Below are 21864 nucleotides of genomic sequence, written 5' to 3' on the forward strand. Positions count from 1 at the left end.
TGCAATGTTGCTGTCCGAAAAGGTGTGCAAAAGGCCTGACAACACGCCATGATTGGGGCCATGACGATGAAGTCGGATCTGGAAATTGCTCGTGAGGCCCACCTTGACCCCATCGAAAAGGTGGCAGCTCGGGCTGGCATTGAGGAAAGGTGCATCGAGCCCTACGGGCGCGATGTCGCCAAGGTCGATCTCGAGGTCATCAAGCAGAACAGGGATCGTCCGCGTGGCAAATACGTCGTCGTCACGGCCATCACGCCCACACCCCTTGGCGAAGGCAAGACGACCACAGCAGTCGGTCTGGCTCAAGGACTGGAGAAGATCGGCAAGCGCAGCGTGCTCGCTCTGCGTCAACCCTCCATGGGCCCGACCTTCGGCATCAAGGGCGGTGCCGCTGGCGCCGGGTATTCCCAAGTGCTGCCGATGGAGAAGCTCAACCTGCACCTGACCGGTGATTTCCACGCTATTGGTGCGGCCCACAACCTGTTGGCCGCCATGATCGACAACCATCTGCACCACGGAAATGAGCTCGACATCGAGCCTCACTCCATCTCATGGCGTCGCGTCGTCGACATCAACGACCGTGCCCTTCGCAACACCATCGTCGGCCTTGGATCGCGAATTGACGGCATCCCCCGTCAGAGCGGATTCGACATCACTGCGGCCAGCGAGGTGGGCGTCATCCTGGCCCTGGCCACCTCACTCTCAGACCTGCGCGCCCGGCTTGGACGTATCGTCATCGGCTACAACCGCTCCAAGGAGCCAGTCACCGCGGAGGACCTGCATGCCGCCGGGTCGATGGCGGTCATCCTCAAGGACGCCATCAAGCCGAACCTGCTGCAGACCACCGAGAACAGCCCAGTGCTCGTCCACGCCGGCCCCTTCGGCAACATCGCCACGGGCAACTCGTCGGTCATCGCCGACCGCGTCGGCATCGGCTGCGGCGACTACCTGCTGACGGAGGCCGGATTCGGCGCCGACATGGGCGCCGAGCGGTTCTTCAACATCAAGTGCCGCCTCGGTGGTATGCGCCCCGACGCCGCCGTCCTCGTCGTCACCGTGCGTGCCCTCAAGACCCATGCCGGTCGCTACAAGGTCGTTCCTGGAAAGCCCCTGCCCCCGGCCATGCTCGAGGACAATCCTGACGACGTCCTCGCCGGTGCCGCCAACCTGCGCAAGCACATCGAGATCGTCAGAGACTTCGGCGTCTCCCCGGTGGTGGCCCTCAACGTCTTCCCGAGCGACCATCCCGACGAGATCGACGCCGTCCGTAAGGTGGCAGAGGCGGCCGGTGCTCACTTCGCCGCCTCGACCCATGTCGTCGACGGTGGCGACGGCGCCGTCGATCTGGCTCGTGCGGTCGTTGCGGCGTGCGACCAGAACACCGACTTCCGCTACACCTACGATCTCGAGGACTCCCTGGTCGACAAGCTCACCAAGGTGTCCACCAAGGTCTACGGAGCTGACGGGGTCGACATCGCTCCGGCCGCGGCCAAGGAGCTCGCCCACTTCGAGGATCTCGGCTACGGGAACTTCCCGGTCGTCATCGCCAAGACCCACCTGTCCCTGTCCCACGACCCCTCCCTCAAGGGGGCCCCGACCGGATGGCGTCTGCCTGTCCGCGAGGTGAGGGCCGCTGTGGGTGCCGGGTACATCTACGCGATCTGTGGTGACATGCGCACCATGCCGGGCCTGGGACGTCACCCAGCGGCCGAGCGCATCGACATCGATGACAGCGGGGAGATCATCGGACTGTTCTGATCGAGTGGGATCGGCGGGGCTGCGGATATCATTCCCCGCCCCGCTTCTGTCGTGGTCCTTGTCCTGGGGACGATTCAGCGTCCTTCGACACCGTCATCGATGTGATCCTCGTCACTGGCCGTCCCGGTATGGTCGCGTAACCACACGAGATCGTCGTCCTGGCAAGCCGGAGCGCTGTGGCCTTGGCGGGAGCATGCAGGTACCCGTCATGAAGTTCGATCTCGTCAAATCCGATGCGATTGCGCTCGGGCCAGTAGTGCATCTTTCCGATGGCGTCGGTACGCTGTTCGATCACTCTTGTGACGCGTTCACGCCGCCCAAGGCATGCACCATCTCCGAGGTGCCGTACCCTCGATCCGTGACCAGCAAACGCGCCGAGGACGCCAGACTCCGCATCGAACTCGAGGAGAGGGCGCGGCGTCAGGAGGCTGCTCAGGCTCAGAGACTCATCGACGACTTCCTTGCGGCGGCCCGGGCCAAGGGCATGACACCCGAGCCGTTGCGGGCCCAGCTCATGGATGGCCACGAGGCGCGGACGGACAGACGAGGTTGGTACCTCAACGCCAAGCATTCCCTGGCCATCGGCGAACACGGCGAGTACTACCAGCTCGTCGTCCCGGGTGGCTTCATGGAGCGGATGCGCGGGGTCAAGCTGGAGCCCTCTTCACCGCCAATGCACATTGGTCGCGGCGGACGTGACGGTGAGACCGGCGATCTCAAGGAGTTTCTGGGCTGGCTGCTGGCCGATTGAGCTGTTCTGGTGGACGAGAGGCCGTCGCTGCTGCGACTCCCCCGGAATTACGGTCACCCTTCGACGGCGGCTGGTGTCTGTCGGTGTGACGTGGTGCGACGCCGGCGTTGGGACCTGAGGGAATCACGCCAGAACCAGGCCGCCATGAGGACAGCACAGGCCAGGAATCCCCACGGGACGAGGCGCAGGCCGAGGATGGTGTGATCACGCACGGCGACAATGGCATCCTCGGGATGTCCTGGGGTGGATCGGATGACCAGATCGACCTGCTGCCCGACCTGGTACTTCTTGACGTTGCGATATGGATTCGACGGCACGGTGTCGGTGACACCGTCATAGGTGTACTTGATGATGGCGACGTTGCCGCCCTCGGTGTGCATGAGATACCTGGTGGCTCCGGTATTGACGGGGTCGTGCAGGTACACGGCTGTGACGGTTCCCTGGATGACCTGACTGTTGCGAATGAAATCGTCACTGCGTTCGGCCAGCACTAGGTACAGGCAGCCCACCGTGGTCAGGTAGATGACCCCCAGCAGGGCCATGACACGCTTGAACTTCGTCACGGCGAACAGCATACGTCGCAGGCATGACAATCCTGTTCATGACGCGACTAGCAACTCGTCACGGCGCTTCCTCATGGCTCGACTCGCCCGAGAGCACCGGGCACGCACTGCCTCAGGACTCATCCCGTGGCGTCGCGCTGCGGATGCGGAATCCAGGGCATCCACCCACACGCTGCGCAGGACCGGCGCGCTGACTGAGGTGATGATTCCCAATTCCTCGGCGGCGGTGAGCAGTTCCGAGGCGACCTGGCCGGGGTTGTCCGGCATCTCAGGCGCACTCATGTCCACGACCTCGACCGGGGTTTCCCTGCTCGTCGCGCGTAGCCTCGCCGAGACGACGTGCAGACAGTCCAAGGCCAGATTCGTGCACACCTTGTGGTTGCGCGTCAGTGGGAAATTGACGATGACCAGCCACGCCTGACCGACGTAATCGTCCAGACATGTCCGCCGATTCCTGCTCGCCATGACGACGAGGGCTGGCAGGATCGCCTGGATCAGCGCCATCCCGGCGAATTCCGATGTCTGGCCAGCGCCACTGCGAGCAGCGATGAGGGCCCGGATGGCAGCCACGTCGTCGGTACGTAGCGTCCGGGGCAGGTCCTCGGGCTCACACCCGGTGCAGGTCCTCGGGCTCACACCCGGTGCAGAGGAGATTGGCACGCCATTCGGCGCGGGGATGAGCGCACATCTCGGCCCAGTGGGAGTCCAGACGGCGGTGGATCATCATTGTCATGGCAGCACCTCTCGGGATCGGCGATGCACCAAGTCCATCGGCGGGACGTTGCCCACGGTGTTGCCTGCCGGGGTCAGGATGTTGCCCATGCGACGCTCAGTGTTGTTCGTCTTCACGTGAGTGTTGTCCGGTGGCCGTCACGACAAGATTCCCCACCAAGAGGACCGGCCGTGCCCCGAAGGACACGGCCGGTCGTCATCACGCAGATCGGGCGGTGGAAACCCTCACTCGTCTGCCAACGCCTCAGTGGGGGCAGCCATGGCGGCGCGTCGGCCCGGGAGGACCGAGGCGAGGCAAGCCGCCGCCAAGCAGATTGCGATGAGACCGAGGGTCCAGGGCCAGTCGATCGAGAAGTGCACCGGAATCGTGTCCGAGGCCACCCGGAATATAGACCGGATGCCCAGCCAGGCGAAGTAGAACCCTGCCACCATTCCGACGATGACACCGACCATACCGACCTGGATCGACTCGTAGAGCAGCATCAGCCGTAGTCCGCGCCGTTGCATGCCCATGGCCCGCAGCAGTGCCGACTCGCGCCGTCGTTCCAGTACCGACAGGCTCAAGGTATTGGCCACACCGATGAGGGCGATGAGCACGGCAACACCCAGCAGAGCCGTCATGACGATGAGCAGGGCCTTGAGGATCAGCTCGACGATGCCGCCGATGAGGGCACCGCCGCCAACATCCATGTGCTGCGAATCGATGTTCGTCGACGAGGAGATCATCACCGTCAACACCGAGGCCAGATTGCTCCGGTCCTCGAGGTGGACCCAGGCAGCCTGGTCGCCCACGGAAGGAACGATCTTATTCATGTCCTTTTCGGTGACCAGGATGTCGTTGTAGGGGAGTCCGTTGACCTCCTTGACCTTGAGAGACACCTTTCCCTTGGAAGACGAGAAGTCCATCGTCTTCGGTGAGTTGCCCATAGAGGACATCAGCGCGACCCCAGGTTTCATCTCCTTGGCAATCGAGGGCGCGACCTTGGCAATCTTGTCCTTGTCGGCGGAAACGATGTGGGTCTGAGGTGACACGTCCGTCTCGACGAACCCGCCCTTGAGGATGACGGAGTCCTTGACGTTCGGGAGGTTCTGCACCGACTTGATGGCCGACGGGTCGAGGGTTCCCACCTTGGGCTCGTCGCTGTTGGGGTCATGGCTGGGACTGTTCGTGAAGGTGATGTCGATCGGATAGTGCTCGTCGATCTGGTCCATGACCGTCGTCCGCGTCGTGGAGATGCCGACCTGCAGGGTCACCGACAGTCCGATGGCCAGCATGAGGGCCACCGCCGTCAGAGAGGTACGGGTCGGGTTGCGGGTGGCATTGGAGGTCGAAAGTCGAGCTGTCGGCCCCAGCGGGCGCAACAGGAATCCGAACCCCTTGATGAGCCACGGCACATACAACGGTGTGGCGATGAGGAAGGCCAGCGACAGGCAGGCGGCCGACAGGAGGGCCCAGCCGATGATTCCGTTGCCGTGCCCGGTGATCGCCACCACGGAGGTGATGACTCCGATCACTGTGAGCAGGGAACAGATGATGATCCGTGCCAGTCCGACCCGGCGCTTCTGCTCCACCGTCGGAACCGGGCGCAGCGCCTCCAGAGGTGCCACGCGAGTGGCTCGAAGCGCCGGCAGGAAGGCGGCCAGAACCGTGATGACGATGCCAATGAAGAACTCAATGACGATGTCCTTCCAAGGCCATTCCAGCCCGAAGGCCAAGGCGCCCGTGTAGGCAGTGCCAGCGACCGTCAGCAGGATTCCGAGCACGACCCCCAGGGCCGATCCGATGACACCCAGCAGGATCGCCTCGCCGAGAACTCGCTTCCTCACCTGACCGCTCGACGCTCCGACAGCCCGCATGAGACCGATCTGACGGCGTCGCTGGGCCAACAGGATGAGGAAGGTCGTCGTGATGATGATCGCACCCACCAGCAGGGCAATGGCTCCGAAAACCATCAGCAGGTACTTGGTGACGTCGAATCCCTGAGCCAGGTCAGTGACGGTCTTCTTCTGATGATCGGTCGCGGTCTCGATCGTCGATCCGTACTCCTCGCCGGTGTTGAACTTGGGGGCACCCTTGACGGTGGGCAGGGTCTTCTCAAGGTTGGTGACGAGTTGCTGGGGAGTCGTCCCGTCCTTGGCCTTGACGATCCAGGTGTCAAAGAATTGGCTGACGTCCTCGCTGCTGTAGGCCGGAGCGGTCTGCAGGGCGTCCGCGTCGTCGGTGATTCCCACCACCTTGATGTTCTTACCGGTGATGTCGATGGTGTCCCCGACACTGACGTTCAGGTTCTCGGCTGCTGCCTTGGACAGCGCGATCTGACCGGGTCCTGATGGCCAGTTGCCCGAGGTCACCGAGGACCAGCGGAACGGTTCTGCCGGCGTCTTGTGGACGTCGATCATCGTGGAGTCCTGGCCATGAGAGGCGGCCATGGTGGTCGACTGGACGATGTCGACGGTCTGGACGCCGGGAGTGTCGCGAATTCCCTGAGTGATGTCCTTGGGATTGGTCTCGGTGTCGGCGTTGTAGACGACGACGTCAGCCTTCGAGGTGGCAACCGCCTGCTCCTTGCCCAAGGCCACTCCCTGGGTTCGTACGAACATCGAGATGCCGACGAGGAACCCGACGGACACCGCGATGGCAGTGAGGGTTGCGGCCATCCTGCCTGGATGCTGCCGCAGCTCCCTGAGAGCTTCGGTGAACATCAGCCCTCCAACCCGGCCATGGCCTCGTTCACCGCTTCGGCGGTGGGGGAGGCGATGTCGTCGACGATGCGACCGTCCAGCAGCATGAGGGCGCGGTCGGCATAGGAAGCAGCCTTGGCGTCGTGAGTGACCATGATGATCGTCTGACCCAGGTCGTCGACACAGTGGCGCAGGTAGCTCAGCAGGTTCGTTCCCGACTTGGAGTCCAGGGCGCCGGTGGGCTCGTCAGCGAAGACGACATGCGGCTTGGTGATCATGGCGCGGGCACAGGCGACGCGTTGTTGCTGACCACCCGACAGCTCCGAGGGACGGTGCTTGAGGCGATCAGCGATGCCCAGGCCGGTGATGAGCTGATCCCACAGGGCCTTGTCCGGCTTGCGTCCGGCCAGGTCGAGAGGGAGCAAGATGTTCTCCTCGGCGGTGAGCATCGGCAACAGGTTGAATGACTGGAAGATGAAGCCGACATTGTCGCGGCGCAGGGTCGTCAACTTGGGGTCTGGAAGGCCCGAGATCTCCTGGCCAGCCAGGAACACTCGACCGGAGGTGATCCGGTCCAGGCCGGCGAGGCAGTGCATGAGGGTTGACTTGCCGGATCCGGACGGGCCCATGATCGCGGTGAAAGTGCCGCGGGTGAAGCGAACGTTGATGGAATCCAGGGCGGTGACTCGGGTCTCCCCGTCCCCATAGACCTTGGTGAGGTTGATACCAGCGGCAGCGTCCGTCTCGAGGGGGGTGTCCAGCAGTCCAGGAGCCAGATCGCCGGAACGGGCTGAGCTGGTGGCGCGGGAAGGCTGGGCGGACTCAGCCCGTTCCGGGAAGGATCCGCCGGCGTGAGCCGGTTGAGGATCAGGCGATTGTGGTCGTATCCACGGCTGACTCAGCTGCTGGTCCTGCTCCCCGCCGCGCTGGGGTGAGGGCTTGGCCCACGCCGATGGGGATCCCGGCTCGCCGGGGGCTGCGTGGCTCGGCTGCCAGGGCTCGTCAGATTCGTAAGGTCGGTTGTGGTCGCTCATGATGCCTTTCATGGTTCCCGAAGGGGGCATCGACAGGTGGACGATGCCCCTCACACCTTAGGTGATGTGAATAATAATGTGGACGCTGGGCGCATCCAATATCGAATATATGTCCGGTCTGAAGTTGTCAGATGAGACCGACCTCATGGGCAAAAAGCACGAGGCCAACCCGGTCTCGGCACTCCAATTTTGATAGTAGTCGACCGATGTGAGTTTTCACGGTTCCCTCTGCCATGTAGAGGGTTTGGGCGATCTCGGCGTTCGTCGCCCCCTTGGCGATCTCCACCAACACCTCCCGCTCGCGGTCCGTCAGCACCGACAGCCGCTTGTCGGCAGCCTTGGGGTCGCTGGGCAGGGTGGGCACGACGTGGTCGAGCAGGCGTCGAGTGGCAGATGGGGCGACGACCGCGTCACCAGCAGCGACGTTGCGGATCGCGCTCAACAGCTCAGTGGGGCGGGCATCCTTGAGGAGGAATCCCGAGGCGCCAGCCTTGAGGGCGGCGTAGACGTACTCGTCGAGGTCGAAGGTGGTGAGAATCAGCACCTTGGTGTCCAGTGGTGATTCAGTGATACGCCGGGTGGCCTCGACACCGTCCATCTGTGGCATCCGGATGTCCATGAGGGCGACGTCGACCGGCATTCGCCGCAGCACGTCGAGGGCTTCGACGCCGTTGGACGCCTCCGCGACAACCTCCATGTCGTCCTCGGCCTCGATGAGCATGCGGAATCCCGAGCGTACGAGGGACTGGTCGTCGACGAGGATGACGCGGATCGGATCAGGCATGGCACCTCCAGTTGCTCGTCAGTCGAAGTTTACCGACCGCGTGCCGTGTAGGAATCTGTCTATCTCTGCTTCGTCGCTCCGTGGGCAACCATGCCGAGTAAGACGAATGAGCGTGGTAGGGGGTGACAAGAATGCGAGAACGAGCAGGACGAACGCAGGCCAGCTCATCGCAGGCGCGCTCTGGTGGGCGTCAGCAACGACGACCTCCAGGCTGTGACGCAGTGCCGATCGACAGAGCTGCCGCCAGGGTTTGCCTTGTTTCGACGCAGCTCAACTCTTGACTGCTCCCTCCGAGATACCGGCGATGAGCTGCTTGGCGCCGATGGCAAACACGAGCAACAGCGGGACGACGGCGATGAGTGAGGAGGCCATGAGCATGCCGTAGTCAGTGCCGTGTGCTGTTTTGAGCTGGCTCAATGCGACCTGCAAAGTCAGCTTGCTGGGATCGTTGAGGACGATGAGGGGCCACATGAAGTCGTTCCACGAGCCGATAAAGGTGAAGATCCCTAGGAATGCCATGGCAGGACGGATGATAGGCACGCACACGTGCGCGTACTGGCGCCAGAAGCCGCAGCCATCCAGGGTGGCCGCCTCCAACAGTTCCTTCGGGATGGCGTTGGTGGCGTACTGGCGCAGCCAAAACACTCCGAACGAACTTGCCAGGGAAGGCACGATGACGGCCTTGAGATCGCCCACCCACCCAATCTTGCTCATGAGGACGAACTGCGGGATCGTCGCTAGCTGGGTGGGCAACAGGAAGGTCGCCAGGACTACAGCGAAGAGCACTTTCCTGCCGGGAAAATCGAACTTGGCGAAGGCGAAGGCTGCCAGTGAGGAGATGAGCAGCACGAGCACCGACACCGTCACCGCCACCAGGGCCGTATTAGCCATGGCAGCCCAGATGTTGATCTTGTCCGTGATGGTGCGGATGTTCTCGCCTAGACGGTCACCAGGTGTGAGCACTGGGGGATATTTGTAGATTGCCGAGGAAGGTCGGCTGGCCAGCACGAGCATCCAGTAGAACGGGAACAGCGAGACCAATCCGCCCAGGACAAGGAAGATGTGCCGCAGGGCCGTACGTACGGGCCGTCTCATCGCGTCGCCTCGCGATCATGCTCGCGGGTGACGAGCCAGTTGATGATCGAGAAGAACAGCACGATGACGAACACTCCCCAGGCGATCGTCGCACCGTAGCCGTACCGGTTCTCCTGGAAGGCCACCGAGTAGAAATAGAGCACCATCGTTAGACCGGAATTGTTCACCCCACCAGCAGAGGCTGCCCCGGTGGATTCGGAGCTGGTGATCACCTGGGCTTCGGTGAAGCTTTGCAACGAACCGATCGTCGACATGAGGGTGATGAACAGGACGATGGCTCGAAGCTGCGGCAAAGTGACGTGGAAGAACGTGCGCCACCCGTTCGCCCCGTCGATGGCGGCTGCCTCGTACTGAGCCTTGTCAATAGCTTGCAGCCCGGCAAGGATGAGCAGAGCGTTGTACCCGACGAATGACCAGATCGTCAGCGATGAGATCGCGATCTTGATGCCCCATTCGCTTTGTAACCAGGCGATGTTCGACTGGCCGAGCACATTGCGGATGGCGTTCGCGAGCCCAAACTGGCTAGCGAAGATTGAACTGAACAGAATGCCCATTGCCACCATCGACGTAATGTTTGGCACGAGGTATATGACCCGGTACGTCGTGGAGAACCGCATCGTCTTGTTCAGCATGAGGGCGACGATCGTGGCGATGATGAGTGTCGGGATCGTGCCCATTGCCCACAAAATGAGCGTGTTGCCCAGCGACTTGTAGAACAGGTGGTCGCTGACCAGGTACTTGAAATTCTCCAGACCGACGAAGTTGGCGTCCCCCAGCCCTGACCAGTCGGTGAACGCGAGTAGCAGGGTGAAGACCATCGGTAAAGCCGCGAAGATGAGGAAGAAGAAGAAATACGGACTCAGAGCGGCATATATCGGCAACGCTTTGCGCATCCGCGGGCCCACGGAAGAGCGACGCAGCTCACCCGTGGGCACGGGTTCAACGGTGGTGTTCGCAGAATTCATCTCGTCACAGAACTCAGGTTGAAAGCTGTGTCACTTGACGGTGAGATGCAGTTGTTTGGCGATCCGCTGTGCCCCAGCGACGGCGTCCTTCCAGGCGGCCTCGGGATTCTTGCCTGAGGACTCGACCTGCTCCAACTGGGCCCTGAATGGGGCGGACACGGCATCGGAGTGCGAATCTTCGTAGATCGGACGTACCGACTCAGCAGCTTTTCCGAAGACCTTCGCGGCATGCTGGCCGCCGAGAAATTCCACTGGCCCGGAAACCTTCGGATCATCGTAGGCTTTCGGTGAGACGGGAAAGTTGCCATTGTGGACGTACTCGCGCACCTGGGACTCCACGCTGAGCAGTTCGCGGATCGCCGTGAAGGAGGCTTTGGGATCGGGTGCGCCCGCGGGGATGGACAGGAACGAGCCGCCCTGGTTGATGGCTGGTCCGGGGTGGGCGCAGACTCGCCATTTGCCTTTCGTTTCGGGAGCGTCAACGATGAGATCGGCCAGGTGCCAGGAGGCGCCGAAATCGGCAGGTAGACGTCCCTCATTGACGGCAGCAGCCGAATCGGAGGTGTTGGACTGGATCCCGGCGACGATGCCGGCCTTAAGCGCCGTGACAGCGATGTCCCAGGCTTTGCGAATATGGTCTTGGTCGCCGATGAAGGTCTTCTTCGCGTCAATGAATCCCTTACCCGACTGCGGCCAGATCGTGTCGAACAAGCCTGCCGAGTTGCGCACCAGGTAGGTCTTGTCCTTGGCGGCCAGTAGTTTGGTGCCGAACTCGATGAAAGCGTCCCAGGTGGTGATCTGGGCAGCGACCTTGTCCGGCTCGGTGGGCAATTTGGCCTGCTCGAAGATGTCGGCCCGATAGAACAGGGCCGTCGGGCCGATGTCGGAAGGAATGCCGAGCTGCTTGCCGTCGGTGGTGGAGGCCTGGGCCCATTTCCAATCCAGGAAGGTGGGCTTGATGTCCTTGGCGCCCAGAGTGTTGAGGTCGACGAAGTAGTGAGCGTGGTCGCGGAAGAAGGCGATGTCCTCACCCTTGACGCCGGTGAGGTCGGGCAGCCCAGAACCTGCGGTGAAGGTTGTGGTGAGCTTTTGTTTGAAGTCGCCGCCGATGATGTCCTGGCGCACGCTGCAAGACGACTGCGCCTTGGAGACGGCAGCCAGCGTCTGCTTGTCGAATCCTTCCGGCCAGATCCATAGGACGAGCTTCTTGGCGTCACCGGCACCCTTGCCGGACGTGGGATCGGCGGAGGTCGAGCATCCGGTTAATGCCGACACTCCCAACATGCTCAGTCCAGCAAAGCTGCCGGTGAGAAGACGACGACGCGACAGATTCATGAGATCCCTCCTAGGGTTGAACGGAAATCGCCACTGACAAAAATCGCTCAATAATGTTCATTGTGGAGGTGGGTTCCGAGCCGACTCCCGATGATGTGGACGTCATTCAAGGGGAGTTTGGGCTCTTCCACCCACCAATGATTCAGGGTGTCACGACTGTGTGCACCTGAGGTTAACTATAGGTGATATCCAGGAAACAACCTTGTCAATGCTTGATTCGAGTGTGCCTGAGCTGGCCGGGAGGGGCAGCTCTTGAGATCACTGTAGCGCCCGGTGGAGGAGAGGATGATGAAAAATGATCGAAATGACGAAAATCTTCTGATCGGTGACTCTGCATCGCTATCATGGGCATATGCTCAAGGCCGCTCGTCATGACGCGATCGTCGAACTGCTCCGGGATCGACCTGCCATGCGAACCGTCGACATCGCTCGGAATCTGAACGTGAGCATGGCCACAGCGCGGCGTGACTGCATCGCTTTGGAAAATAAGGGCATCATCGAGCGTTCTTGGGGAGGCATCCAACTCGTCACGAACGTGGACGATCATTTCGGTGACGTGATGAACCACCGCACTCGCGCCAAGGCTGCGATCGCCCGCAAGGCCGCCGAGCTTGTTCACGACGGCGACACGATCATCATGGACATCGGCACCACCGTCCATCATCTGTCCGGGCTGCTCACCGAGCGCTCCGTCACCGTCCTCACTGCGTCCCTGCCCGTCTTTGAAGCTCTCAGGAGCGCCCCGGACGTCACCGTGGTTGTGCTTGGGGGAGTGTGGTCGGAGCGATACCAGTGCTTTGACGGTCAGTTCGTCGCTGATGCGCTGACTCATCATCAGGCCGACCTAGCTTTCCTGGGCTGCTCCGGGGTGAGTGCCAACGGGCGGGTGCGTGACACAAGCCGCTCCCAGGCTCAGATCAAACAGGCGATTGTCGCTGCAGCGAGTCGAAGCTACCTGCTCGTCGACTCCGAGAAATTCCCAGGTGTCGGAGCGCATTCCCCGTTCACCGTCGAGGACGTCAGTGGAGTCATCACGACTGGACCACTGCCGCCGGACCTCGACGCCCACTACGAATCAACAGGCATGGAGGTCGTCACGGTATGAAACTCACCATCCTCGGTGGCGGGGGATTCCGCGTTCCACTGGTATTCAAGGCCCTCGCTCGCGACGACTCACCTCAACGAGTCACCGAGCTGCGGCTTTACGACACCGACTCACTACGACTAGGTGTCATCGAAACAGTGTTGTCCCAGCTGGCCCCCGGCCTGCCTAACGCGCCGTCTGTCGTGGCGACCACTGACCTGCCCACTGCCTTGGCGGGAACCGACTTCATCTTTTCGGCCATTCGCGTCGCCGGAACGCGTGGACGCGCCCTGGACGAGTCGATGTGTCTGGCGCGCGGTGTCATCGGCCAGGAGACTGTCGGGGCTGGCGGTATCTCATATGCCTTGCGGGGTATCCCGGTGGTGCTCGACCTCGTCGAACAGATAACGCGATACGCCCCCCATGCCAAGGTCATCAACTTCACTAATCCTGCTGGGGTGATGACCGAGGTCATGCAGCACCGCCTTGGAGACCAAGTGGTCGGTATCTGTGACTCCCCGGTCGGCTTGGCCCGTCGCGCCCTCTCCGCCCTGCAGAATGCCGGGCTGGCGCCGACTGACCTGGGCTCCCTGTTCGATGCTGACGGACGCGTCCACATCGGATACAGCGGGCTCAATCACCTGGGCTGGCTCACCAGCTTGGAGGTCGACGGCATCGACGTCCTGCCGCGTCTGATGGAGCGCCCCCACCTCATCGGGAGTTTTGAGGAAGGTCGGCTCTTCGGTCCTGATCTGGTGCAAGCCTTGGGCGCCGTACCCAACGAGTACCTGCACTATTACTACTATTCTCGCGACGACCTCGCCGTCGACCGGAATGCCGAGGCTCCGCGCGGGGCGTTTCTGGAGGCCCAGCAGCGGCGCTTCTACACCAAGGCCCAACACACTGACGATGTCGCCGGACTGTGGGAGGCCACTCGCCTCGAGCGTGAAGAGACCTACATGGCCACCAATCGCGAAGTCTCGGGGGAGTTCGAGCGCGATGAGGCCGACCTGGAAACCGGCGGATACGACAAGGTCGCCCTCGCGATCATGCACGCCATCGCCAACGACGTGCCCGCTGAACTCATCCTCAATGTTGCCAACCGCGGGGCTCTCCCCGACCTACCTGATGATGCTGTCGTGGAAATCCCGTGTCGAGTAGACGGTGCCGGGATCCACCGACTCCCTGCACCGGAGCTACCCGACCACGCTCGCGGGCTTGTCGTCAACGCCAAATACGTCGAGCAACGCACTATCGATGCCGCTGTCAACCACAGCCGCACCGCCGCGTTGCTAGCCCTGAGCCACCACCCATTAGTTGACTCCGTGTACGTTGCCGAGCAACTTCTCAATGACTTCGCCGATGCCTTCGACGGCCTGGACTACCTTGTGGATGACCATGCATGATCACACCGAGCTCACCCAAGACCGCATTGGTCACCTCAAAGAGCGTCTCGAGCGAGAAATCACCAAGAAGATCTGTCCACTGGACGTGACGGCCTGGCAAGCTCCCGGAGAACCGGTGAGCTTCGAGGAAGCCGTCGTCGCCGATTACCGTCCATTCCCGCCCGGAACCTGGTGGGGTTCTCCATGGAGTACCTGGTGGCTCCACGTCACCGGCACTCTGCCCGAAGGCCACGCCGGCGACGAGATCGACCTCTCGATGGACCTCGGATTCGTCGGCGACTGGGCCGGAAACCAGTCCGAAGCCATGGTGTACACCTCTTCGGGACGCCCCCTCAAAGCCCTCAACCCACGCAACCATAGGGTCGCACTCAACCACGGGACGCTGACCCAACGATTCGCTGACGAGGGTGAGCCGCTCATCGGGACCGATGGGGGCATCGAGCTGTGGGTGGAAGCCGCTGGTAACCCCGACATGACCTTGCATCTGGGCGGACCCACTGAGCTGGGGGATCGTCGCACTGCAGGCGATGAACCGCTGTGGCAGTTCAGGGGAGCGGAACTCTCGGTGCGTCGCAAGGAGGTGTGGGACCTGTGGCTCGACATTGATGTCCTCGACGGGCTCATGCGCCAGCTGCCGTCCGACTCCACCCACCGTGCCCGATTGCTTCACGGTTTGGAGCAGGCTGCCGACGAGGTCGATCTCCATGGCATCCTCGCCGGTGCCGGACAGGCCCGAGAAATCCTTGCCGGGCACCTTAGCTCGGGGGCGAACTCATCGGCTCAACAGATGACGGCGATCGGACACGCGCACATCGACTCGGCATGGCTATGGCCGTTGCGTGAGACCCGCCGCAAGGTAGTGCGTACCTTCTCCAACGTCGTGTCACTGGCCGAGGAATATCCCGACTTCCACTTCGCTTGCACCAGCGCCCAGCACTACGCCTGGCTCCAGGACTCCTCGCCAGAACTCTTCGAGCGCGTCAGGGACGCCATTGAACGTGGCCAGTGGCACCCGGTGGGTGGCATGTGGGTGGAATCCGACACCAACCTGCCCTCGGGGGAATCGTTGGTGCGTCAATTCACCAGTGGTCTGCGTTGGATGCGTGAACAGCTTGGGGTACGCCCGGACTGCCTGTGGCTACCGGATTCCTTCGGCTACACCGGTGCGTTGCCCCAGATCGCCCGACTGGCTGGCATGAACTGGTTCTTCACCCAAAAACTCAGCTGGAACACGGCCAACACCTTGCCCCACCACACGTTCTGGTGGGAGGGCATCGATGGGACTCGTATCTGGACGCACTTCCCGCCGGTGGATTGTTACGACTCCATCGTCAGTGCCGACGAGGTCAAGAAGGCTGAGGCGAACTTCAAAGAGAAAGGTGTGGCGCGACGCTCGATCCTGCCATTCGGGTATGGCGATGGCGGTGGAGGGCCCACAGCTGAGCAGGTGGAACGCGTCCACCGATTCGCCGATGTGGAGGACGCGCCTCAGGTTCGGTTGGGCTCACCTGACGACTACTTCGCCCAGGCTCGCGACGACTACCCCCAGGCGCCGGTGTGGCGCGGCGAGATGTACTTGGAGTTCCACCGGGGCGTCTACACCTCTGTCCATGCCCTCAAAGACGGCAACCGGCGCGCCGAGGAGGCTCTCACCGCCGCCGAGTGGTTAGCCGCCGCGGCAGCTCGCCTCGGCCATCCCTACCCCCATGAGCAGTTGGAACAGCTGTGGCGACGTACGTTGTTGCTGCAGTTTCACGACATCCTGCCCGGCTCGTCGATCGCGTGGGTGAATCGGGAGGCCATCGCCGAGTTCACCGCTATTCGTGCTGAGTTGGGTCAGCTCATGGATGAGGCCTGGCAGGCACTGTCACAGGCGTCTGGAGGCGAGATCACCGGGGCGAGTCTGATCAATCCATCTCACAGTGACCGTCGCGAGGTTGTCACCGTTGACGGTCGGCCCACACTCGTACAGGTGCCAGCCATGGCGGCGCAGCCGCTCACCGATGCGGTGGTTGACCCTGAGCACCCGGTACGGGTGGAGCGGGAGCTCGACTCGATCCGAATGTCCAACGGACTGGTCGAGGTGTGCATCGACACGCACGACGGACTGGTGAGCTCGGTTGTTGACCTGGTGGCCGACCGCGAGCTCCTGCTTCCTGGGCAGCGAGCCAACCGACTCGTCCTACACCCCGACTATCCCGACTGTTTCGACGCATGGGAATTGCAGCACCAGTACCGTCACAGTGCTGTTGTGGTGGATGACCTCACCGGGGTGGACGTCCTCGAGGGCCCGCTACGGAGCACGGTGCGAGTTGAACGCGGGGAGTCCGGCTTCATTCAGGCCATCACCCTTGACGCCGATAGCCGAGCGGTCGAGTTTAGCCTTGACGTTGACTGGACCGAGCAGGCCCGAGTCCTCAAGGTCGACTTCCCCCTCGATGTGGCCGCTGACACCAGTGTCGACGAGATCCAGTTCGGTCACATCAAGCGACCAATCGGTGCCAACACGTCATGGGATGACGCCCACTTTGAAAGCTGTGGGCAGCAGTGGATGTTGCTGGGCGAACCCGGCTACGCCGTCGCATTGGCCAACCAGTCCACCTACGGTCATGATGTGAGTCCAGCGGGAGGGGACGAGCACACATCCACCCAGGGGGTGATGGCCCGGCTTACCCTGCTGCGTGCTCCGCAGAGCCCAGACCCGCACCCCGACCGAGGTCATCACCACCTTGTCTACAGCCTGCTCGCTGATGCCGGGGTTGCGTCTGCCCACGTCGAGGCGGCACGGCTCAACCAGCCGCTCCAGATGCGAGATGGTGCGCTGCACCTGGACAGTCTGGCTCGGATCGAACCGGTACGAGGCTTCGCCGTCGTCGACTCCGTCAAGCAGGCCTTCGATGGCTCTGGTGATCTTGTCATCCGGATGCACGAGGCGGACGGTGGCCGCAGCCGAGTGCGCCTGCTGCTAGACCGGGGCGGCTACCTCAGCGAGGTGGACCTGCTCGAGGAACGAATCGGTGATCCGACCCAACAGCTTCCGACGGTCGCCGTGAGCGAGGTGGACCTCGCCCTGCGTCCTTTCCAGATCTTGACGTTGAGAGTGAGTCAACGATGAAACTGCTTCTGGTGTGTATCGATGGGGTGCGCCTTGACATGGCACTACCCGAGGCACTGCAGCACAATCCTGGATTCATCCACCCCGATCATCCCGCTGACCCGCGATTCGTGCGCGGGGTGGGTGAGGGGGAGCCGGTTCCCGCACACCCCGCCCCAGCCCTGGACCACACCCTGCCCGTTGACCAGGCCCCCGTCGGGCTGGCCCCCACCCTCGCTCGCCTGGTGCGAGGTGACGACCGTTCCCAGGGCACGATCATCCCCATGTGGATGACTCCGCCGACCGATTCCGCTCCCGGCTGGACGACGATCCTCACCGGCGCCACCCATGAACAGTGCAATGTGTGGTGGAACGAGTTCGTCGGCCATGACATGGCCCGTCACCCCGACATCCTGTCCCAAATCTTCTTCGCCAACCCATTGGCGCGCACCATCGCAGCAGCCACCTGGGACGCCTTCGTCAGCCCTTACGGGCCCGGACCGATCATTCATCAGCGGGTGGACCAGCAACGCACCGGCCAGCACCAGCTGTTCAGTCCCGACTTGGCGGAGGGTATTGACAGGGCCGACGAGCAGGTGTCGTCGTGGGCCGCCTGGCACCTGTTGCACGAGGGCCCGGACGCTGCCGTCGTCTACTTCGAAGGGGTCGACAACGCTGGGCACAGTTACGGAGCGGACTCCGAGCAGTATCGCCAAGCCGTGCGTCACGCCGATGAGCTCACCCGTCACCTCGTCAAGGCCGTCGCAGAGCGTCACGAGCAGCTCGGCGAGCAATGGCTCGTCGCCGTCACCACCGACCACGGGCACAAACCCGAGGGAGGCCACGGCGAGGATGAGGTCGAGGTGCGTCGTAGCTTCCTGGCAGCTCATCACATCGGTGGGGCATTGCCCGATCCATTGCTTCGTACCGATCCCATTCGCAGCCACGAACTGACGCCGCTGTTACTCAGGGCAGTCGGAGTGCACCCTGGTCACATGGACGCCAGCGATGTCGGCGTCTTGCGCGATGTGAAGCCAGTCGGCCCGAGTAGAGAGATGGATTTTGAATGGTGACGACGCACTTGCCTGAGAAGGTTGACGGCGTTCTCTTCGACATGGACGGCACCCTGCTCGACACCCTGTCTGCATGGCGTGCAGCCTCCGAACGGTTGTGGGGCGGCTGTCTGGCTGACGCTGTCAGCGCCGACGTTGACGGGGGCACTGTTGACGATGTCGTCGAGCTGTATCTGCGGGACCACCCGCAGGCAGATCCGCAGGCCACCAGTGAGCGTCTCGTCGACCTTCTGGACGTCTGCCTGGCTGACAACACGGAGCCGATGCCCGGGGCGGACCGTCTGGTGAGGAGGTTGGCCGGTAACGTGCCCATCGCGGTGGCCTCCAACTCCCCCACCCGCCTCGTGCGTGACGGACTGGCCTCGCAAGGCTGGCTGGACCTCTTCGACACCGTCCTTGGGTTCGACGACGTCGCTGCCGGCAAACCAGCCCCCGACCCCTACCTCGCAGCAGCGAGGCGGATGGGAGTCGACCCGGCCAGATGTGTCGTCATCGAAGACTCTGTCTTCGGGTTGCGTGCTGGACGGGCCGCCGGGGCGTGGGTTCTCGCGCTCGGCGATCGACTCAAGGGCCAGGGGGACATGTGGGTCCCGGGGCTGGATGATGAGCGCGTGACCTCATGGGAGCCCTACCGATGACGGCGTGCGAGTTGACGCCCGCCCTGCAGCGGCGCCTGGACGAGGTCGGTGCTCAGATCGGTTCGAGTGTCAGTGAACACATTGATGAGGCATCGGGCCGGCAGGCTGCAGGCCGATTCGTGGCCTGGATGACGGACACGTGGACTCGCACCATGACCCGCGACGACCACGGCGTCTTCGTCGTCACTGGCGACATTCCGGCCATGTGGTTGCGCGACTCCTCAGCTCAGCTGTGGCCCTTCCTGGCACTGTGCGACCTGCCTGCGGTGTCCCGTCAGATCGGGGACGTCGTCGCTCGGCAGTGGCACTGCATCGGAGTCGACCCCTACGCCAACGCCTTTAACTCTGGTCCGACCGGAGCACATTTCGACCCCGACGATGTTGATCTGCTCGATGAGTTGTGGGAGCGCAAGTACGAGGTTGATTCGCTGGCCTTCCCCGTCGATCTCGCATGGCGGTTGTGGCAGGCCACGGGACGTCCAGACCACCTCAACCGTGCGGTGCACGAGGGGTGTCAACGCATCGTCGACGTCTGGAGCCTGGAACAGGACCATGCCACCCGCTCCACCTATCGTCATGTGCGCCCCAGCGAACCCGTCGACACCCTTGGCGCTGACGGCTCGGGAGGGCCGGTAGCGCCCACCGGGATGACGTGGAGCGGGTTCCGACCTTCCGACGACGCCTGCCGCTACGGATACAACATCCCGGCACAGTTCATGGCAATACGTGCGTTGCGGCAGATTGGCGAATTCTGCCGTGTCTGGGGCGACGAGAGCCTTGCTGAACGCGCCGCGAGGTTGGCCGCTGACATCGACGCCGGGGTGAGGCAATTCGGCGTCGTGACAGATCACCTTGCGTACGAGGTTGACGGGCTCGGATCAGTAGTGGAGATGGACGACGCGAACATGCCGTCGCTGCTGTCGCTGCCCCTAACCAGCGACCTTGCCCGTGACGATCCGCTCTACCAGACCACCCGGAACTGGGTGCTCAGCGAGGCCAACCCCTACCTGTTCAGCGGCCCGGCAGCACGGGGCATTGGCAGCCCGCACAGCCCCGAGGGCTACATCTGGCACATCGGTTTGGCGGTGCAGGGGCTCACGGGGGACGACGTCGAGGCGCGTGATTGCCTCAGGACGATCCTCGCCACCGATGGTGGCACTGGCTGGACACACGAGAGTTTCGATCCACATGACCCCACCCGGTACACGCGCGGGTGGTTCAGTTGGTCGAACTCGATGGCTTGCCTGCTCATGATGAAGGTGGCCGGTATCGACGCCATCACCGGTGCCAATTGATCCCCATTGCGGTGAGCCGGCGGGACTGGGCCTCCAACTCTGATCGCGGCCGAGCCGGATCGCCGGTCCACAACTGTTCAGCGATCGATGTGCCGCGCGGGAAGGCGGCGTCTTCGACCTGGCCAGGGGTGCGCAGGTATTCAGTCCACAGTTGGAATTGCCCACCCAGCAGGTGTGGCGAGTCCACTGCGGCAAGTACATCATGCAGCCCGGCGACGTCGTCCATGGTCATCGGGGCAGCTATCGTCACCGGTGCCTCCGGACCCGCTTCAATGCCGTGATCCAGGTACGTGTGCCGGGCGGGTGCGCCGATGACGTCGTGGCCTGCGGCGACGGCGCGGGAGATGTCGTCGGCGTCTCGCCACACCATCACCGTAACCTCCTCGGGGGCGCCGGCCTCTAACACCTCGTCCCAGGCAATGATCTGACGGCCTGCGGCGACCACGTGATCACAGATCTGCCGCTCGAACCAAGCCTGGGCCTGGTGTGGTGTCGTGATCCCCAGTTCGGCAAGCCGGGCTCGGGTTTGCTGGTGGTCGAACCACTCCTTTCCGGGACATTCGTCACCACCGATATGGATTGGTGAGTCCGGGAAGATCTCCATCACGGCGTCTAAGGCATCGCGGCAGAAACCCAAGGAATCGTCGGTCAGGTTGATGTGATGCTCCGACACCCCGAAAGCAGTACGTGGGTGATCCAGTGGTATTCCGCAGCCCAGCGCGGGGTAGGCGGCCACTACCGACTCGGTGTGGCCCGGCAGGTCAATTTCTGGCACGACCGTGATACCCAGCAGTCCGGCCCGTTTGTTGATGGCGCTCAGCTGCTCGACGGTGTAGGCGCCTCCGTGAGGTACGTGATCGTGCTCGGCGACGTCGTCACAATCGTTGTCGTCGGGTGGTGGTTGGTGCCCTCGTACCGTTCCCGGACGCCAGGCCCCTACCGTGGTCAGACGTGGCCACCCCGGTACCGGCAGGCGCCATCCCTGGTCGTCGGTGAGGTGCAGGTGCAGCCGGTTGAGCTTGTGCATGGCCAGCACGTCCAGGAAGCGCGTGATGAACGAGGCAGGCATGAAGTGCCTCGAGACATCCAGATGCGCACCTCGCCAACTGTAATGTGGCGCGTCAGCGATGACACCCTTCGGAAGGCGCAGGTGCTCTCGGGCCAGCGGGCCAGGCCCGTGGACCCACGGGGGGAGTAGCTGCAGCAAGGTCTGCACCGCCCATCGTGCGCCATTTGGGTCGCCGGCGGTGATGCGGATCTGCGTGTCGATCTCGATGCGGTATCCCTCTGCCTCCAAGGCGGGATTCACTGTGACGATGAGAGAAACGGTGTCGGTGTGTGACGTGACGCGCACGACGTCCAGCGCCGGGGCCAGTCGCTCGGCGAGGGTGGTGACAGCATCGGTGACCTCGTCGGGGCCAACCCAGGAGAGGACGGTTGGCAGGGGGAATCGTCCCTCGGTGAACTGCACGTGGCGGGGCTGGGGACACAAGCCCCGAATCAGGGTGTCGTTGGAGGGGACGGGCATCTCTACTCCTCGTGGCATCGCCTGCCAATGGGGTGCTCCACAGCTTA

17 protein-coding genes and 1 pseudogene are annotated in these 21864 nt (G+C 62.9%); 8 read left to right on the forward strand and 10 right to left on the reverse strand.

The window, feature by feature from the left end; translation table 11 throughout:
• Positions 1-48: 48 nt before the first annotated feature.
• Entirely contained in the window at positions 49-1758 is a 1710-nt protein-coding gene (locus ACP8LP_RS00245; RefSeq protein WP_252908509.1) for a formate--tetrahydrofolate ligase, read from the forward strand.
• A gap of 28 nt (positions 1759-1786) precedes the next feature.
• Here ACP8LP_RS00245 and ACP8LP_RS00250 read toward each other — a convergent pair whose 3' ends face one another.
• Complete coding sequence (locus tag ACP8LP_RS00250) at positions 1787-2053, reverse strand: hypothetical protein (RefSeq protein WP_434285413.1); 267 nt, start codon at positions 2051-2053, stop codon at positions 1787-1789.
• 45 nt (positions 2054-2098) lie between these two features.
• On the opposite strand from ACP8LP_RS00250, the gene ACP8LP_RS00255 reads away from it, so the two are divergent.
• Positions 2099-2509 carry a hypothetical protein gene (locus ACP8LP_RS00255; RefSeq protein WP_036976383.1) on the forward strand — a complete coding sequence of 137 codons (411 nt, stop codon included), beginning with the start codon at positions 2099-2101 and terminating at the stop codon, positions 2507-2509.
• A 53-nt stretch (positions 2510-2562) separates the two neighbouring features.
• Here ACP8LP_RS00255 and ACP8LP_RS00260 read toward each other — a convergent pair whose 3' ends face one another.
• From ACP8LP_RS00260 to ACP8LP_RS00295, 8 genes and pseudogenes are all read right to left on the reverse strand, one after another.
• On the reverse strand, positions 2563-3084 hold the full coding sequence (locus ACP8LP_RS00260; protein ID WP_016666640.1) for a DUF3592 domain-containing protein: 522 nt from the start codon (positions 3082-3084) through the stop codon (positions 2563-2565).
• A gap of 24 nt (positions 3085-3108) precedes the next feature.
• Positions 3109-3805 (reverse strand): annotated as a pseudogene (locus ACP8LP_RS00265) (hypothetical protein).
• A gap of 224 nt (positions 3806-4029) precedes the next feature.
• Positions 4030-6507 carry an ABC transporter permease gene (locus ACP8LP_RS00270; RefSeq protein ID WP_434285410.1) on the reverse strand — a complete coding sequence of 826 codons (2478 nt, stop codon included), beginning with the start codon at positions 6505-6507 and terminating at the stop codon, positions 4030-4032.
• Complete coding sequence (locus tag ACP8LP_RS00275; RefSeq protein ID WP_016666644.1) at positions 6507-7532, reverse strand: ABC transporter ATP-binding protein; 1026 nt, start codon at positions 7530-7532, stop codon at positions 6507-6509. The genes ACP8LP_RS00270 and ACP8LP_RS00275 overlap by 1 nt, the downstream gene beginning before the upstream one ends.
• Positions 7533-7647: 115 nt before the next feature.
• Positions 7648-8304 carry a response regulator gene (locus ACP8LP_RS00280; protein WP_065672943.1) on the reverse strand — a complete coding sequence of 219 codons (657 nt, stop codon included), beginning with the start codon at positions 8302-8304 and terminating at the stop codon, positions 7648-7650.
• A 270-nt stretch (positions 8305-8574) separates the two neighbouring features.
• Complete coding sequence (locus ACP8LP_RS00285) at positions 8575-9399, reverse strand: carbohydrate ABC transporter permease (RefSeq protein WP_065672944.1); 825 nt, start codon at positions 9397-9399, stop codon at positions 8575-8577.
• The gene (locus tag ACP8LP_RS00290; protein WP_252909467.1) at positions 9396-10292 is read right to left on the reverse strand and encodes a carbohydrate ABC transporter permease; all 897 of its coding nucleotides are present in this window, start codon (positions 10290-10292) and stop codon (positions 9396-9398) included. The genes ACP8LP_RS00285 and ACP8LP_RS00290 overlap by 4 nt, the downstream gene beginning before the upstream one ends.
• Positions 10293-10394: 102 nt before the next feature.
• Complete coding sequence (locus ACP8LP_RS00295) at positions 10395-11699, reverse strand: ABC transporter substrate-binding protein (protein WP_016666649.1); 1305 nt, start codon at positions 11697-11699, stop codon at positions 10395-10397.
• 352 nt (positions 11700-12051) lie between these two features.
• Here ACP8LP_RS00295 and ACP8LP_RS00300 point away from each other — a divergent pair, with 352 nt between their 5' ends.
• The 6 genes from ACP8LP_RS00300 to ACP8LP_RS00325 are packed head-to-tail and all read left to right on the forward strand — an operon-like array spanning position 12052 to position 20289.
• Positions 12052-12804, forward strand: a complete 753-nt coding sequence (locus ACP8LP_RS00300) for a DeoR/GlpR family DNA-binding transcription regulator (RefSeq protein ID WP_036975633.1) — start codon at positions 12052-12054, stop codon at positions 12802-12804.
• Positions 12801-14189 carry a 6-phospho-beta-glucosidase gene (locus tag ACP8LP_RS00305; RefSeq protein ID WP_016666651.1) on the forward strand — a complete coding sequence of 463 codons (1389 nt, stop codon included), beginning with the start codon at positions 12801-12803 and terminating at the stop codon, positions 14187-14189. Before ACP8LP_RS00300 ends, ACP8LP_RS00305 begins: the two co-directional genes overlap by 4 nt.
• On the forward strand, positions 14182-17304 hold the full coding sequence (locus tag ACP8LP_RS00310) for an alpha-mannosidase (RefSeq protein WP_016666652.1): 3123 nt from the start codon (positions 14182-14184) through the stop codon (positions 17302-17304). Before ACP8LP_RS00305 ends, ACP8LP_RS00310 begins: the two co-directional genes overlap by 8 nt.
• Positions 17301-18356 (forward strand): alkaline phosphatase family protein, encoded by a 1056-nt coding sequence (locus ACP8LP_RS00315; protein ID WP_016666653.1) that lies wholly within the window; start codon positions 17301-17303, stop codon positions 18354-18356. The genes ACP8LP_RS00310 and ACP8LP_RS00315 overlap by 4 nt, the downstream gene beginning before the upstream one ends.
• Positions 18350-18994: an HAD family hydrolase gene (locus ACP8LP_RS00320; protein ID WP_016666654.1), complete on the forward strand. Its 645-nt coding sequence runs from the start codon at positions 18350-18352 to the stop codon at positions 18992-18994. The genes ACP8LP_RS00315 and ACP8LP_RS00320 overlap by 7 nt, the downstream gene beginning before the upstream one ends.
• Complete coding sequence (locus ACP8LP_RS00325; RefSeq protein WP_016666655.1) at positions 18991-20289, forward strand: glycoside hydrolase family 125 protein; 1299 nt, start codon at positions 18991-18993, stop codon at positions 20287-20289. The genes ACP8LP_RS00320 and ACP8LP_RS00325 overlap by 4 nt, the downstream gene beginning before the upstream one ends.
• On the opposite strand, the gene ACP8LP_RS00330 is transcribed toward ACP8LP_RS00325, so the two are convergent.
• Positions 20273-21817: a beta-N-acetylhexosaminidase gene (locus ACP8LP_RS00330; RefSeq protein WP_016666656.1), complete on the reverse strand. Its 1545-nt coding sequence runs from the start codon at positions 21815-21817 to the stop codon at positions 20273-20275. The two genes, ACP8LP_RS00325 and ACP8LP_RS00330, sit on opposite strands and share 17 nt — an antisense overlap.
• Positions 21818-21864 lie beyond the last annotated feature (47 nt).

The sequence above is a fragment of the Cutibacterium sp. LaCa_89 genome (assembly GCF_058177555.1).

Bases quoted from the DNA above. Each gene is read 5' to 3' on its own strand.
- ACP8LP_RS00260 (WP_016666640.1), bottom strand. From the start codon at position 3,084: ATGCTGTTCGCCGTGACGAAGTTCAAGCGTGTCATGGCCCTGCTGGGG.
- ACP8LP_RS00285 (WP_065672944.1), bottom strand. From the start codon at position 9,399: ATGAGACGGCCCGTACGTACGGCCCTGCGGCACATCTTCCTTGTCCTG.
- ACP8LP_RS00300 (WP_036975633.1), top strand. From the start codon at position 12,052: ATGCTCAAGGCCGCTCGTCATGACGCGATCGTCGAACTGCTCCGGGAT.
- ACP8LP_RS00290 (WP_252909467.1), bottom strand. From the start codon at position 10,292: ATGCGCAAAGCGTTGCCGATATATGCCGCTCTGAGTCCGTATTTCTTC.
- ACP8LP_RS00245 (WP_252908509.1), top strand. From the start codon at position 49: ATGATTGGGGCCATGACGATGAAGTCGGATCTGGAAATTGCTCGTGAG.
- ACP8LP_RS00325 (WP_016666655.1), top strand. From the start codon at position 18,991: ATGACGGCGTGCGAGTTGACGCCCGCCCTGCAGCGGCGCCTGGACGAG.
- ACP8LP_RS00280 (WP_065672943.1), bottom strand. From the start codon at position 8,304: ATGCCTGATCCGATCCGCGTCATCCTCGTCGACGACCAGTCCCTCGTA.
- ACP8LP_RS00310 (WP_016666652.1), top strand. From the start codon at position 14,182: ATGCATGATCACACCGAGCTCACCCAAGACCGCATTGGTCACCTCAAA.
- ACP8LP_RS00315 (WP_016666653.1), top strand. From the start codon at position 17,301: ATGAAACTGCTTCTGGTGTGTATCGATGGGGTGCGCCTTGACATGGCA.
- ACP8LP_RS00295 (WP_016666649.1), bottom strand. From the start codon at position 11,699: ATGAATCTGTCGCGTCGTCGTCTTCTCACCGGCAGCTTTGCTGGACTG.
- ACP8LP_RS00305 (WP_016666651.1), top strand. From the start codon at position 12,801: ATGAAACTCACCATCCTCGGTGGCGGGGGATTCCGCGTTCCACTGGTA.
- ACP8LP_RS00270 (WP_434285410.1), bottom strand. From the start codon at position 6,507: ATGTTCACCGAAGCTCTCAGGGAGCTGCGGCAGCATCCAGGCAGGATG.
- ACP8LP_RS00320 (WP_016666654.1), top strand. From the start codon at position 18,350: ATGGTGACGACGCACTTGCCTGAGAAGGTTGACGGCGTTCTCTTCGAC.
- ACP8LP_RS00275 (WP_016666644.1), bottom strand. From the start codon at position 7,532: ATGAAAGGCATCATGAGCGACCACAACCGACCTTACGAATCTGACGAG.
- ACP8LP_RS00330 (WP_016666656.1), bottom strand. From the start codon at position 21,817: ATGCCCGTCCCCTCCAACGACACCCTGATTCGGGGCTTGTGTCCCCAG.